The organism is Pseudomonas sp. FP198, from assembly GCF_030687895.1.
Lineage (GTDB): Bacteria > Pseudomonadota > Gammaproteobacteria > Pseudomonadales > Pseudomonadaceae > Aquipseudomonas.
Window position 1 is genome coordinate 2,485,668 of the sequence record NZ_CP117452.1, and the last position, 13,974, is coordinate 2,499,641.

A 13,974-nucleotide genomic window follows, 5' to 3' on the forward strand; every position below is an offset into this window, starting at 1 on the left:
CCGCTGGGCTGCGCAGCGGCCCCGGATTGCCGCAAACGGTATATCAGGCAGACCGCGCCCGCCGGTCTACGACTGCTGCGCAGCCGAGCGGGAGCAAGCTCCCTCGCCACGGTGATGCGTTGTATTTGCCAGCGTGGATCGACTGTGGCGAATCTGATCCTGCAGAAAACAGCGGCGGCCCAAGCTGCGAAGATACACAGGTGCACACCCGCGGTTGTGGCGAGGGAGCTTGCTCCCGCTGGGCTGCGCAGCGGCCCTGGATTGCCGCAAACGGTATATCAGGCAAACCGCGCCCGCCGGTCTACGACTGCTGCGCAGCCGAGCGGGAGCAAGCTCCCTCGCCATGCTGCTCGCTCAAACCACGTCGTCCACGATGATGTGCCGCTCATCCCTTGAACAGCGTTCGATCCGGGCCTGGACCCGATACACGTTGCGCAGCATCTGCTCGGTGATCACTTCTTCACTTCGACCGCAGCCTTGCAGGGTGCCCTCGGCGATGACCAGCACCTGGTCGGCAAAGCGCAATGCCTGGTTCAGGTCGTGAATGGCAATGAACACGATGATCGAATGTTGGCGGGCGAGGGCGCGCATGAAGCTCAGGACCTGGACCTGACGGTGCATGTCCAGGGCGCTGGTGGGTTCGTCCATCAACAGGACTTCGGGCTCGCGCACCAGCGTCTGGGCGATCGACACCAGTTGCTGTTGCCCACCGCTCAGTTCACCGAGGTTGCGAAACGACAAATCACTGATGCCCAGGGACGCGAGGATGCGGTCCACCACTTCCAGCTCATCGGCTTGCACTGTCCAGCCGGGCGCCTGCTGTTTGCGCGCGAGCAGCACCGATTCGTAGACCGTCAGCCGGGCGTTGGCGTTGAGGTTCTGCGGCATGTAGCAAATGCCCTGCTGGCCTCTGCGCGAGCCCTCCAGGCGAACATGGCCGGGGCCGTCGATGAGGCCGGCGATGCGTTTGAACAAGGTCGATTTTCCGGCCGCGTTGGGGCCCACCACCGCCACGACCTCGCCACCCGTGAGCAGCGGCGTAGTGATCCCGTCCAGTATCGACCGACGACCATAACGAGCGCCGACACCTTGCAGCTCGATTGTCACCATGACTGTTTCCTGCCGCCCAGAATGAGAGAAATGAAGAACGGCACGCCGATCAGTGACGTTACCACGCCGATCGGGAAGATCGCCCCGGGTATCAGGGTCTTGCTCACCACCGAACTGGCCGACAGGATCAGCGCGCCGGTCAGCAGTGAGGCCGGCAGGAAGAAACGCTGGTCTTCGCCGATCAGCATCCTGGCGATGTGCGGCCCCACCAGGCCGATGAAGCCGATGGTGCCGACAAACGCCACTGGAAACGCGGCCAGCAGGCTGACCATGATCAGCGTCTGCAAGCGCAACTTGCGCACGTTGATGCCGAAACTCGCGGCTTTTTCATCGCCCAGGCGCAGGGCGGTCATGGCCCAGGCGCGGCGGGCAAAAATCGGCAAGGTGACCAGGATTACCAGGCAGATCACGCCGAGTTTCGGCCAGGTGGCCTTGGTCAGGCTGCCCATGGTCCAGAACACCACGGCGGCCACGGCCTGCTCGGTGGCGAAGAACTGCACCAGCGCCAACAGCGCATTGAAGGTGAACACCAGGGCGATACCGAGCAGCACGATGGTTTCGCTGGTCATGCCCCGGCGCAGGCTCAGCACATGGATCAGCAGTGCCGAGAGCATCGCCATGATAAAGGCATTGAGCGGCACCATGTATTGGGCGATCACCGGCACCAGGGCCACGCCGAATGCCAGGCCCAGGGCCGCGCCGAAACTGGCCGCCGCCGAGATGCCCAAGGTGAATGGGCTCGCCAGCGGATTGTTGAGGATGGTCTGCATCTGCGCGCCGGCCAGGGACAACGCGGCGCCCACGGCCACGGCCATCAGCGCCACCGGCAGGCGAATATCCCACATCACCACCCGCACCTGGGGCGCCGCGGTATCGGGAGAGAACAGCGCGCCCAGCACTTCATCCAGGCTGTAGCTGGCCGGGCCGAGGGCCAGGTCGAGCAGCACGCTGAACAGCAGCAACAGGGCCAGGCCGAGCAGGATCAAGCGTTTGCGCCAGACCTGCTCGCGGTAAATCGTGCCCAGGGCGATCCCCTCGATACGGCCATTCATGGTTGGGCCTGCGCGGGCTTGAGGCTGACGAAATAGCCTGGCTCATAGGGCACAGGCAAGAAGCGCTGGTGGAACTCGCGAAACGTCGCGTCGGGGTCCAGTTCGCTGAACAGCTCCGGATGGAACCACTTGGCCAGTTGCTGGATGGCGATGAACTGGTAGGGGCTGTTGTAGAACTGGTGCCAGATGGCATGAAAGCCCTGGGTTTGCTGGGCCTTGATCCCGGCATAGGCCGGGCGGGCGGTGTACCACTGCAATTTGCGCCGCGCCTCGGCCAGGTCGGCACCGGGCCCGACACCGACCCAGTGCCCGCCCGGCGCAAAGGCCTCCCAGTTGGCGCTGGTAACCACCACCTGTTCCGGATTGGCGACGATCACCTGTTCCGCGTTCAACTGGCCAAAAGTGTTGGGAATGATTGCGCTGGCAATGTTGCGCCCGCCGGCCAGCTCGACGAAGCGGCCGAAATTCTCGTTGCCGAAACTCAGGCAGCAATCGTCGGTGTAGCCGCCGATGCGTTCGATGAACACTTTCGGGCGGGGCGGCTGGCGGGCCTGGATCACATCGGTGACGCGACGGATCTGCTGGTTGCGAAAGGCGATGAACGCCTCGGCACGTGCCTCTTCGCCGAACAGCTGGCCAAACAGGCGCATGGTCGGTTCGGTGTTCTGCATGGGGTTATTGCGAAAGTCGACGTAGACCACCGGAATGCCCAGCGCATCGAGTTTCTCGATGTAGCGCGCGTCTTCGGTGGCGTGTTGGGCCTCGATGTTGAGGACGATCACGTCCGGTTGCTGGCTGATCGCTTGCTCGATGTCGAAGGTGCCGTCTTCGAAACCGCCGAAGGTCGGGATCCGGGCAATTGCCGGATACCGCCGCAGGTAGGCGCCGTAGGTGTCCGGGTCGGACTGGATCAGGTCCTTGCGCCAGCCGACGATGCGGCGGATCGGGTTGTCGGTGTCGAGTGCCGCGACCAGGTACAACTGGCGACCTTCGCCGAGGATCACCCGTTGCACCGGAATGCGCACCTGGACCTGGCGGCCGAGCAAGTCGGTGACGGTGGTTCTGGTGGCGGGCAAGGTGTCTGAAAACACCAGGCCGCTCAGCAGCAGGGCGGCAGCGCCCAGCAGCCAGGCGATGAGCGATGAGCGTGTCAGGGATTGAATCTGCATGGTTGGAACCTTGTCAGGGATCGCCCCGCCAGCGGTGCACGCGCTGCTCGGGGCGAGGCGCAATCAGAAGTCGACCGTCGCTGAAAGCAACAGGGTGCGCGGCGCGCCTTGGGAGAACGCGCCGTAGGAGGCCACGCCGGACCAGTATTCGCGGTCGAATACGTTCTGCACCGTGGCGCGCAACGTGGTCGGCCGGCCATCGAACACCGTGCTGTAGCGGGCGCCGGCATCAAAGCGTGTCCACGGATCCAGCTCTTGGGTATTGGCCTGGTTGACGTACTGGCTGCCGGTGTAGATCGCTCCACTGGTCAACGTCAGGCCCTGGACCCAAGGGGTGTCCCATTCGGCCCAGAGGTTGGCCTGCACTTCGGGCACGCCCACCGGTTTGTTGCCACGATTGGCGGCGGTCCCGCTTTTGGTGAGTTCGCCGTCGAGCAAGGTGACGCCACCGAGCAGACGGGTGCCTTCGCGCAGTTCGCCGAACATGTTCAGTTCGATGCCGCGGTTGCGCTGCTCGCCCTGGACCGAATACACGCCACCGGCCGTGCCGTTGGTCAATTCGCCGGCGGGCTTCTTGATCTGGAACAGCGCCAGGGTCGAGGTGAACGTGCCGTAGTCGACCTTGACCCCGACCTCCTGTTGGCGAGAGATGTAGGGCTTGAAGATTTCGCCCGAGTTGCTCGCAGTGGCCGGCGCGGTGTCGCCCTTGCTCAGGCCTTCGATGTAGTTGTAGTAGAACGACACATGTTCCCAGGGCTTGACCACCGCGCCGAACAAGGGCGTGGTTTCGCTTTCGTCATAGGCGCTGGTGACATTTCCGAGAGTGTTGTAGTTGTTTGATTCAATGCTCTGCTTGCGCAGGCCAAGCGTCACCTGGACCCGTTCATCGAGGATCGACAGGGTATCGGCCAGGGCCACGCCGGACAGTTCGGTATCCGAGACCTTCGCCACATCGGGCGACGCGATGGACGGTTTGTCGCGCGCCACCGGGTGATAGATATTCGAAAAGACCGGGGCGCCAGAATTGATTCCTCGGCGCAATTCATCGCGATAGCGGCTGGCCTGCAAGGTGGCGCTGTGGCTGACCGGACCGGTTTCGAAGCGGGCGCGGGCGCCGGCATCGACGGTGTAACGCTCCACCTCGAACTTGTAGTAGCCCGGTATCGAGCGGGTGTCGCCGGCGCTGTTGAGGATCGTCGGGGTCTGGTCCGACAGTCGTGCCACATCGGACTTGCCGCCCCCGGCGTGGCCGAATACCGTCAGGTTGTCGCTCAGGTCATATTCGCCACTGAGCAGCGCCGACTTGTCGCGGGTTTCGGACCAGCCCCATTCCTGGGTCACGTTGCTGCGCCCGTTGGCCGCCGAAGGCACCTCGACACCGCTGGCGATGGCAAACGGCCGGGAGGGCGCGTCCCACTGTTCTTCCTGGCTGATCAGGTCCAGGCTGGTCCTGAACCGGTCGCCCTGGTAATCCAGGGAGATCGCACCGATACCGACATCCCGGGACTGCTTGTCGATCGCGGTGTCGCCACCCTGCAGGCTGCCGTTGATGCGCACACCGAAGCGGCGTTCCTCGCCGAAGCGGCGGCTGATATCGACATGCCCGCCTGCCTGGGTGTCCATGGCGTAGCTGGCGGTAACGCGGGTCAGGTCCTGGTCCAGCGAGCGCTTGGGCACGATGTTGATCACGCCACCGACGCCGCTGTTGGGCGACATGCCGTACAACAGGGCCGCCGGGCCCTTGATGACCTCGATGCGCTCGGCATATTCAGTGAACACCCGGTAGTTCGGCGCCACGCCGTACACGCCGTCGAACGCCAGCTCACCCAGGTTACCTTCGCCCACCGGGAAACCGCGAATGAAGAACGAATCGACGATGCCGCCGGTCTGGCCGGTGGAGCGCACCGAGGAGTCGCGTTCCAGCACATCGGCGGCGGTCACGGCCTGCTGGTCCTTCATCAGGGTCGAGGTGTAGTTGCTGACGCTGAACGGCGTGTCCATCAGATCCTTGTTCCCCAGCAGACCAACCCGGCCGCCACGGGCCACCTGGCCACCGCTGTAGGCCGCCGGCAAATCCCCGGGGCGCACCTCGGCGGCATTGATGGTAGTTGGCGCAAGGGCCAGCCCACCGTCGCCGGCGGGTTTTTCCAGGGTGTAGCTGCCATCGTCGCGGGCGATCAGCTCCAGGCCGCTGCCGGCGAGCAATCGGGTAAACGCTTCACGCGCGGTGAACTGGCCTGAAAGGCCCGGGCTGTTCAACCCTTGGGTCAGGGAGGGTTCAAACGATAAGGCGATGCCGGCCTGCACGGCGAACGCCGACAACGTGGCACCCAAGGGACCTGGCTGGATGTTGTAGGACTGGCTGGCAACGTTGTCCAGCGGCGCGCCCGGTGCCGCCCAGGTGCACGGGCTCAAGGTGGAAAGTGCAACGCTGAGCATGGCACTGCGAATCGCCAGATTCAGCGTGCGATCCGAACGCAGGGGGCGGGCAACGGGCATGGCGGGGTGATCCTGTGCAGAGGGTTTGCTCTCTAAGCCAGCCAGGATTGAAAAAAGTATCAGCCCCGCCCGATTATTTTTTCAGCGCTCAAGCCGGCGCCAGCATGACCCAATAATCGCCCAGGCGGGATGTGACGCGGATGGGGTAGGTTCGGGCGAGCATGTTCAGGGTCTGCCGGCTGTCGTTCAGGGGAAAGGCGCCGGATATCCGCAGGTTGGCGATCGCCGGGTCGCAACGCAGGACGCCGTTGCGATAACGGCTCAGTTCGTTGACGAAATCCGTCAGGCGCATGTTGTCGGCCATCAGCATGCCCTGGGTCCAGGCCAGCACCGACTTGTCGACGGGTTTCAGGGCGTCGATGCCCCGGGCGGTAAAGCCGCTGCTCTGGCCAGCCCCGACCACTTGCTCGCCGATGCCCTTGACCTCGATGCGCACCGCGCCTTCCAGCACGACGAGGCGAGTATGGCCGGTATCTTCGCGAACGCTGAAGCGCGTCCCGAGCGCCTGCATCCGGCCTTCGCTGGTCTGCACCCGGAACGGCCGGGCGAGCGCTGCCGGGTCCGCTGCGGTCTGGACCAGTATTTCGCCTCGGCGCAATAGCAGCAGGCGCTGGTGTTCGTCGAAAAACACATCGATTGCGGTGTCGGTGTTCAACGTCAGGCGGGTGCCGTCGGTCAGGGTCAGGTCGCGCCGCTCGCCCACCGGAGCGCGGTAATCGGCAGTCCACTGTTGCCAGTCGTTGAGCTTCCAGCTGCCCCAGGCCAATGGCGCCAGGGCGAGCAGGGCGGCCAGCTTGCCGATGGCGGCACGGCGCGCCGGATTGCTCGGGCGGTCCAGCGCCGGCATCGCCAGCGCGGGCGGCAAGCCTTGCAGCTTGCTCAGCAGCAGTTCGGCCCGCGCCCAGGCCTGGCGGTGGGCCGGGCTGCTGGCGCGCCAGCGTTCCCACTCCAGGCGTTCGGCGTCGTTGACGCTGCCTTCGCTCAGGCGCATCAGCCAATCGGCGGCTTCGTTGAGAATGGCCGGGTCGAGGGCGTGGCGGTCATGGGCAGGCATTCAGTCCACCAGCATCAGGCAGTGCAGGAAAGCCTGTTTCATGTAGCGCTTGACGGTGATCAGCGAAACGCCGAGTTGCGTGGCGATGTCGTCATATTTCAGGCCGTTGATCTGCGACAGCAGGAACGCACGCTTTACCAGGGGCGGCAGGGTGTCGAGCATGGCGTCGATTTCATGCAGCGTCTCGAGCACCAGCAAGCGTCGTTCGGGCGAGGGCGCTTCGGGCTCGGGCAATGTCGCCAGTGCCTGGAGGTAGGCGCGTTCGAGTGCCTTGCGCTGGAACCAGTTGACCAGGATGCCCCCGGCGACGCAGCTCAGGTACGCACGCGGTTCCTCGATCACCGCCACCTTCGAGGCGAGGATGCGAATGAACGTGTCATGGGCCAGGTCGGCGGCGTCCAGCGCATTGCCCAGTTTTCGATAAAGCCTGGCGTACAACCAGCCATGGTGTCCGCTGTAGAGGTCTGCGACGGTGCGCAGGTGACAATCGTTGACCGCTGACCCTGGATCGCTCATGGCTGTTGTATTTTTTGATAGTGAGAATTATTCCCAATAGTAGTGGAGGCGCTCAGTGCCGCGCAAGGTTGATAGGCGGCATTTTCGGTTTGTGTCGCTATTCGCCAGCCCTGTCGGCGATTCCGAGCGGTTTGTGGCGCAGCAGCATCAACGGCACCAGTGCAATTGCGTAGGCGAGGCATACATAAAGAAAAATGTGCTCCAGGCCATACACCTGGCTGAGCAATGCGCCAAGGGAGATGCCAATGATCGATGCCGTCTGTGAAACGCCTTGGGCCAACCCCAGCGCCTGGCCTTGGCGACTGTTGTCGACGCTTCTGGAGATGAGCGCCGTCAGCACCGGCGTGGTTGCGCCCAACAGCAGGCCCCAGATGAAATAGGCGAGGGCAAAGACGACCGGCTGGCGCGTCAGGCCGGCCACGGCGGTGACGATGACCAGGCCGATGACAATGCTCGCCATGGCCTGCAGCGTTTGCGCCGGGTTGCGCCGTTCGAAGTAGCGCGACCAGGACGTCGCACAAAGAATGAAGCCCAGGGCTAGCAAGCCGTAGCAAAGCCCGACCATGGCATTGCTGACCTCGAAGGTCGCCCCCACGTACAAGGAAAACGAAGTCTGCGGCAGCATTCGCGCCAGTAGCAGGAGGCCCATGATGCCCAGCAGCCAGTTGATCGCCGGGTTCAACAGTCTGGGCGGAAGGGGAGGCTTGTCTACCAGGACTGCTATTTTTACTGGCGCCATATTGGGCAACGCCAGCGCCGCGACGACGGTACATGCGGCGCAGAGGCCCGAGGCGACGATGTTGATCGAGAAGAACGTCGCATAATCGAGAATCAGCCCGCCGACCACCGCCCCGAGCAACGAACCGACGTTCGTGGAAATCTGCAGGATCGCAAACAGCCTGGCCCGCCGCGACGGTGCCTCGATGCTCACTCCATAGGCCTGGGCCGGGGCGATATAACCGGCGAAGGCGCCTTGCAGGAAACGCAGGACCAGGATCACCCAGATATCGCTGCTCAATGCCAGCCCGAGCTGCGTCAACGAGAGCCCGGCCAGCGCGCGGATCATCATCAGCTTGTGGCCGTAACGATCACCGATTCGCCCCCAGAAGGCACTGGTCAGGATGATGCCCAGCATCGGGCCGACGTACACCGCCGTGCTGGCAAAGCTGAACAGCGCATCGTTGCTGGTCAGTTGGCGCAAATGCACAGGCCAGAACGGCCCGCTCATTTCCATCGCGCCCATGGAAGCCAGCTGGATGGAGAACAGCAGGAAGACGAGCAGGCGGACACTGGAAGCCTGGGGGAGACCTATACGGGGCATGGAAACATTCGCAGGGCGACAAAGCTGTGTCTTATCTACCACTGCGTCGATCGGGGCAAGGGGAAAATGCTCCGTGAGGAAATCGCCCGGCTGCGCATCCGCTTTCGTGGCGAGGGAGCTTGCTCCCGCTGGGCTGCGCAGCGGCCCCAGATTGCCGGACGCGGTAGATCAGGCAAACCGCGCCCGCCGGTCTACGACTGCTGCGCAGCCGAGCGGGAGCAAGCTCCCTCGCCACGAGCTTCACTCCGGCCGGAATACCGCCCGCAGACAATCCTGGCGTTTTTCCTTGAACATCGCGTAGCCCTCCACCGACTGCTCAAGCCCCATGGGATGGGTCAGCAGGTAGGACGGGTCCAGCTCACCGTTCTGTATGTGTTCGAACAAGCGCTTCACGTAGCGCTGTCCCGGTTGCTGGCCTGAACGCAGGGTCAGGGCCTTGTTGACGATCGCGCCCATCGGGAATTTGTCCAACAAGCCGCCATAGACCCCGACCACCGACACCGTCCCGCCTTTGCGGCAGGCGCGGATCGACTGGCGCAGCACGGTTCCGCGCTCGGTGTGCAGGCGCAGCATCTGTTTGGTCTTGTCGTAGAAATAATCCACCTCGGTGCCGTGGGCCTCCATGCCGACGCAATCGATGCAACGATCCGGACCACGGCCGCCGGTCAGCTCCAGCAAGGCGGCATGCACATCGGTGGTCTCGTAGTTGAGAGCGATGGCCCCGGCTTTTTCCTCGGCCAGGCGCAAGCGATCGGCAAAGCGGTCGATGGCGATCACCCGTTCGGCGCCCAGCAGGTAGGCACTAGTGATCGCCATCAACCCGACCCCGCCGCAGCCCCAGACTGCTACCGTATCGCCGCGCTGAATGTCGGCGTTATCGGCGGCGAAATAGCCGGTAGGCACTGCGTCGGAGACAAACACTGCCTGCTCATCACTGACGCCTTCGGGAATGCTGAACAGGTTGACGTCGGCGTAGGGCACGCGGATATAAGTCGCATGGCTGCCGGCATAACCGCCGAAGGCATGGCTGTAGCCGATGATGCCGCACGCCGGTTGGCCGTAGGCAATGTCTGTCGCCGTGGGGTTCGGATTGGAATTGTCACAGCAGGAAAAGTCCGAGCGCTGGCAGTGCTCGCATTCTCCGCAGCCGACAATCGACACCGTGACAACCCGGTCGCCTTTCTTGAACTGGGTGACGGCCGAGCCGGTCTCCACCACCTCGCCCATGAACTCGTGACCAATGATGTCACCGGCCTGCATGGTCGGCACGTACCCGCCCAGCAGGTGCAGATCCGAGCCGCACACCGAAGACAGGATCACCCGCACGATGGCGTCACGAGGGTTGAGGATGGAGGGGTCGTCGACCGTCTCGACCTGAAGCTTGTTGGGGCCTTGCCAAGTCAATGCGCGCATCAGACGGTTCCTCCGTTGAGTTCGGATTTTTCAGTGGATGAGTCATTGGCGGGTGCCTGAGTCGCGCGCGTGGCGGGGTGCACGAAGAGGAAATCCTGCGTCTGTTCCGGGCGCATCCTGTTCGTGCTGACTTCTCCGGTTTCAAGCTGCTGCTTGATGCTGCGCAGCACATTCAACAGGGCTTTGTCCGAGAACCGGGAAATCGCCGCCGCCAGCGCGTAGCCAGCCGCGCCGAGCGGCGTCTGGCAAGCGACAATGACTTTGATCTGCGTACCGCGCCCGCCCGGGGCATCGCTGAAATGCATCTGGATATCGTGCTTGAATCGTTTGTCCGGCCCGGCGATCCAGTGCAGCTTGCGGTCTTCCTTGGGCTCGCACTGTTCGAGGTCACAATGCAACGTCTTGTCCATCGGGCCATGGGCGACCCAGCGATAAGTGCGTTCGCCGGTCTGCTCGATGGCGTCGATCCAGGGCATCAGCGCACCCAGATTGGCCGGGTCGCGGCAGAACGCGAACACTTCCTCCCTGGGCTTGCCGACCGTAATGCTGCGGGAAATCACCTTGCTGCCGTCCCAGTCACGGTCCTGTTCGAAGGTCTGCTCGAACGGACTATGCGTCAGCGCCTGCTTGACCCGGCACGTGCCGGAATAGGCACGCCAGGCAGCACACACGCCAAGCAATACCTGCGGCCAGCCCTTGAGGCCGCCTTGGCGCAGGCCGTTGGCGATCAACAATGAACCGGCCGCCAGCGACATCAGGCGCTCCGGCTTGCCGAGATTGGGATGCGAAGGCGTCGGCACCGGAGCCCGGCTCGCCACCAGTTGTGGGCGTTCAGTCATGATGGTTCTCCTTTACTGATTCAAGGACGACATAACGAATGAACCGAGGTGAAGGAGGTTGTTCCGTTTAAGTCGATGGTTTCCCGATGAGCAGGAGGGGACGAAGGGTTTCAGGCCGTTGCGTTGCCCTGTGAAAAGCCCTCTTGGCCCCTCCGCCAGGTAAATTTTTTTTGAAATCAAGGGGTTGTCAGCCTGGGCAAATGAGTACATAATTGCGCCCATCGAATGCATCGAGGCGTAAAAAACTTCAATTTTTTCAAGGAGATAGCGCGCTATAAGCGAGTTGGACTCCGATACAGTTTGTATGCGGTTGATGTGGTTGCATTGCATCAGGCGTCTTGAGGCCGAATAGCAAAATGGTTATGCAGTGGATTGCAAATCCACCTACGCCGGTTCGATTCCGACTTCGGCCTCCACTTTTTAAAAGCTCTGTAGATTATTGATCTACAGAGCTTTTTTATTTCCAGGCAAGGAAAGGTTTTGTCTTGAAAAGGCCAATGCCAACCTTGCTTCACAGGGGAGGGATGTATATATTTCCCGCTCTGTTGCACCAGCCTGGATCCTGTCAGACGCACATCTTACAGTTTCACACGGCTTGACCGCGCTACCGCCCGAATGGCGAAACTGGTAGACGCATGGGACTTAAAATCCCCCGCTCGTAAGGGCGTGCCGGTTCGATTCCGGCTTCGGGCACCATCCAAGATCAAGGGTTTGCGAGCGAAAGCTGAGGCAAGCCCTTTTTCATTTCCGGGCACCGTAAAAACAGCCCGGCTGATCACCCCAGACCCGTGGCGAGGGAGCTTGCTCCCGCTGGGTCGCGAAGCGGCCCCAAAACCTGCTGAACACCGAGCATCAGACACACCGCATCCGTTGGTTTACGACTGCTTCGCAGCCGAGCGGGAGCAAGCTCCCTCGCCACGGGTTTGTCGTTTCTCTTAAGTGAGCAGCACCAGGGCCACCAGCCGTTTTTGGTCCGCTCGTCGACGCCATAGCACTTCCCGCCCGAGCAAACCCTCTCAAAGGTATGCGCAGATCCTGCGCTCTATACGGGAGAACATCATGGTAATCGACAACAACGGTCCGGAAGCGCCATACCCGGGACCTGATGAAAAAACGCCTGAGACTGGCGAAGGTCATGATTCCGGTCTTGAACAGGCTGAATCCGAGCCAAAGCAGGGCACTGGCGAGAGGCCGGAAGACTGGAACCCGCCGCCGGGAAACCCCGGTTCCGATCAGGACGCCCAGACGAACCGCCAGAATGGCGGGGCGAAGTAGTTTGCAAATTGCTCCACAGAACCCGGCCGCTGCGCCGGGTTTTTACAACCTGCGCCGAAACGCCTCGAGTATTTCCCGCATGCCCTTTTTCATCTGCAATTGGGCGAGGGCATCCAGGGGGTGCCACAAGCAGTCGCTGATTTCATTCTGCGGCCTGGCGCCCTTCGAGTCGTTGACCGAGGCTTCAAAGACGTGATGTTCGGTGTCGCCATCGCTGATGCGCATCAGGTAGAGCAGGTTCTCGGCGCTCAGTCCGGTTTCCTCCGCGAGTTCTCTCAGGGCGGCATCGGCATGCGTCTCGCCGCGCTCGACAGTACCGCCAGGCAAGGCCCAGCGGCTTTTGGGCTTACGGACCAAGAGGATGTGGCGGTTTTCTTCGCAGATGACGGTCGCTCGAATTTTCATAAACGTTGCCCAGTTACCGACTGTCATTAAATTGCAATATAACTGCAATATTTGAGCCTTGCGTCATCCGCGCGTTCAGAAAGTATTTCGGCTCATACCGCTGGGACCGTGGGCAGCCATGAAAGGCTGCGTTTATTTCACCAGTGGCTATCGGTGTTGCGGATCATCGACCGGTCATCGCAAAAAATGAATCAGCGCCGGAAAAACGTATCAATGTTGGGTGGACGATCCGGTCCCGTAGTGGGGGAGCGAGAAGAGATGACCACCGTTGAAGACTTCAAAATCAAATCCCACGAGCTTTTAGTCGAGCTCGACACAGCGACGTCAGAAATGATGGCGCTGATCTGTGTCCATCAAATGTCCGGGACTGCCTGGGATGAGGCCGTCCGGCGCCAACATGAGGCCTATGAGCAATGGGTCGCCTATCTGAATGAACGCTCGTAGCTGCATCGCCTTTCGCCGCAGGTAACAGGCAGATTCTTTGAACGGTCCCGCAGCAGTCATGCCTAATCCATAGACTGACAAGAGGATAAGGCCATGTCTGAACTAGCCAGTTATTTCTGGATCGCGGTTGCGGTAATCGTGTTGTTGTTGGATCTGTGGGCGATCGTCAGCGTCTTTCGCAGCGACAAATCGGCCGGGACCAAGGCAGGCTGGGCATTGCTGCTGGTCATCCTGCCGGTGCTGGGTTTGATTATCTGGGGTGTGGCCGGGCCGCGAGGCATCAAAAATCCGCCTTCGTCGCCCGAGCACAGCAAGGGCTGACATCGGGACATGCGGGCCACCTCGGTCAACGGTTTTTCCATTGGCCGCCGGTGGTTTCGCAGTCCTTTTTCGCTTGCTGAAGCTGTTCTGCGCCGTAGTAGTACTGGGTGACCTGCGCATTGTCCGGCAGATTCGCCGAGCTGCCACTGCGGTCCTTGCTGGTGGAATGGGGATTGGCCAAGGCCTCCTGGGTCAGCCTCGCCTGGCAGGTGGCTACATAACCCTCGGCGCAGCGTTCGACGGGTTTCTTCTCGGTGCTGAGCGTGCCCTTGCTTTCGTTGCTGCACGACCAGCCGATGGCTTCGGCAGGGACGCCCTTGTACTCGTAGCAACTGCGGGTTTCGATTGCCGGCACCGCCTGGCTCTGGGACCGGGTGATGACGTCACAGCCTTGCGCCAGGACGCTGGCGGGGCTGGCACAGGCGATCAGAAGCAGGACCTTGGCATTCATGATGGTTCTCCCTTTCAAGACGATTTGCAGCGATACCTAACGATATCGAGGCGCAAAAAACGTGCTCGTTCCATTGTTTTTCAACCGTGGAACAGGGGAGACCTG

The 13,974-nt window shown here is 62.0% G+C and carries 14 protein-coding genes and 2 tRNA genes; 5 read left to right on the forward strand and 11 right to left on the reverse strand.

Features of this window, described 5'->3' with window-relative positions; translation table 11 throughout:
* Positions 1 to 354: 354 nt before the first annotated feature.
* From PSH78_RS11515 to PSH78_RS11555, 9 genes are all read right to left on the reverse strand, one after another.
* On the reverse strand, positions 355 to 1,110 hold the full coding sequence (locus PSH78_RS11515; RefSeq protein ID WP_305500576.1) for an ABC transporter ATP-binding protein: 756 nt from the start codon (positions 1,108 to 1,110) through the stop codon (positions 355 to 357).
* Positions 1,104 to 2,162, reverse strand: a complete 1,059-nt coding sequence (locus PSH78_RS11520) for an iron ABC transporter permease (protein ID WP_305500577.1) — start codon at positions 2,160 to 2,162, stop codon at positions 1,104 to 1,106. The genes PSH78_RS11515 and PSH78_RS11520 overlap by 7 nt, the downstream gene beginning before the upstream one ends.
* On the reverse strand, positions 2,159 to 3,331 hold the full coding sequence (locus PSH78_RS11525) for an ABC transporter substrate-binding protein (RefSeq protein ID WP_305500578.1): 1,173 nt from the start codon (positions 3,329 to 3,331) through the stop codon (positions 2,159 to 2,161). Before PSH78_RS11525 ends, PSH78_RS11520 begins: the two co-directional genes overlap by 4 nt.
* A gap of 63 nt (positions 3,332 to 3,394) precedes the next feature.
* Positions 3,395 to 5,830 carry a TonB-dependent receptor gene (locus PSH78_RS11530; RefSeq protein WP_305500580.1) on the reverse strand — a complete coding sequence of 812 codons (2,436 nt, stop codon included), beginning with the start codon at positions 5,828 to 5,830 and terminating at the stop codon, positions 3,395 to 3,397.
* A gap of 88 nt (positions 5,831 to 5,918) precedes the next feature.
* A complete protein-coding gene (locus tag PSH78_RS11535) occupies positions 5,919 to 6,884 on the reverse strand; it encodes a FecR domain-containing protein (protein ID WP_305500582.1) in 966 nt (321 codons plus the stop codon).
* Positions 6,885 to 7,400, reverse strand: a complete 516-nt coding sequence (locus tag PSH78_RS11540; protein ID WP_305500585.1) for a sigma-70 family RNA polymerase sigma factor — start codon at positions 7,398 to 7,400, stop codon at positions 6,885 to 6,887. It lies immediately after the preceding gene.
* A gap of 97 nt (positions 7,401 to 7,497) precedes the next feature.
* Positions 7,498 to 8,721 carry an MFS transporter gene (locus tag PSH78_RS11545; RefSeq protein WP_305500586.1) on the reverse strand — a complete coding sequence of 408 codons (1,224 nt, stop codon included), beginning with the start codon at positions 8,719 to 8,721 and terminating at the stop codon, positions 7,498 to 7,500.
* 240 nt (positions 8,722 to 8,961) lie between these two features.
* Positions 8,962 to 10,134, reverse strand: coding sequence for a zinc-dependent alcohol dehydrogenase (locus tag PSH78_RS11550; RefSeq protein WP_305500588.1), 1,173 nt, complete (start codon positions 10,132 to 10,134; stop codon positions 8,962 to 8,964).
* On the reverse strand, positions 10,134 to 10,973 hold the full coding sequence (locus PSH78_RS11555; RefSeq protein ID WP_305500589.1) for an SRPBCC family protein: 840 nt from the start codon (positions 10,971 to 10,973) through the stop codon (positions 10,134 to 10,136). The genes PSH78_RS11550 and PSH78_RS11555 overlap by 1 nt, the downstream gene beginning before the upstream one ends.
* 342 nt (positions 10,974 to 11,315) lie before the next feature.
* On the opposite strand from PSH78_RS11555, the gene PSH78_RS11560 reads away from it, so the two are divergent.
* From PSH78_RS11560 to PSH78_RS11570, 3 genes are all read left to right on the forward strand, one after another.
* Positions 11,316 to 11,389 (forward strand) — tRNA-Cys (locus PSH78_RS11560).
* 193 nt (positions 11,390 to 11,582) lie between these two features.
* Positions 11,583 to 11,669 (forward strand) — tRNA-Leu (locus PSH78_RS11565).
* 363 nt (positions 11,670 to 12,032) lie between these two features.
* Entirely contained in the window at positions 12,033 to 12,248 is a 216-nt protein-coding gene (locus PSH78_RS11570) for a hypothetical protein (RefSeq protein ID WP_305500591.1), read from the forward strand.
* A gap of 42 nt (positions 12,249 to 12,290) precedes the next feature.
* Here PSH78_RS11570 and PSH78_RS11575 read toward each other — a convergent pair whose 3' ends face one another.
* Positions 12,291 to 12,653: an NUDIX hydrolase gene (locus PSH78_RS11575; RefSeq protein WP_305500592.1), complete on the reverse strand. Its 363-nt coding sequence runs from the start codon at positions 12,651 to 12,653 to the stop codon at positions 12,291 to 12,293.
* Between the two features lie 258 nt (positions 12,654 to 12,911).
* On the opposite strand from PSH78_RS11575, the gene PSH78_RS11580 reads away from it, so the two are divergent.
* Both PSH78_RS11580 and PSH78_RS11585 read left to right on the forward strand, forming a co-directional pair.
* Positions 12,912 to 13,097 carry a hypothetical protein gene (locus PSH78_RS11580; RefSeq protein WP_305500594.1) on the forward strand — a complete coding sequence of 62 codons (186 nt, stop codon included), beginning with the start codon at positions 12,912 to 12,914 and terminating at the stop codon, positions 13,095 to 13,097.
* Positions 13,098 to 13,190: 93 nt separating this feature from the next.
* The gene (locus PSH78_RS11585) at positions 13,191 to 13,418 is read left to right on the forward strand and encodes a PLD nuclease N-terminal domain-containing protein (protein ID WP_305500596.1); all 228 of its coding nucleotides are present in this window, start codon (positions 13,191 to 13,193) and stop codon (positions 13,416 to 13,418) included.
* A gap of 25 nt (positions 13,419 to 13,443) precedes the next feature.
* Here PSH78_RS11585 and PSH78_RS11590 read toward each other — a convergent pair whose 3' ends face one another.
* On the reverse strand, positions 13,444 to 13,869 hold the full coding sequence (locus PSH78_RS11590) for a hypothetical protein (RefSeq protein WP_305500598.1): 426 nt from the start codon (positions 13,867 to 13,869) through the stop codon (positions 13,444 to 13,446).
* Between the last annotated feature and the right edge of the window lie 105 nt (positions 13,870 to 13,974).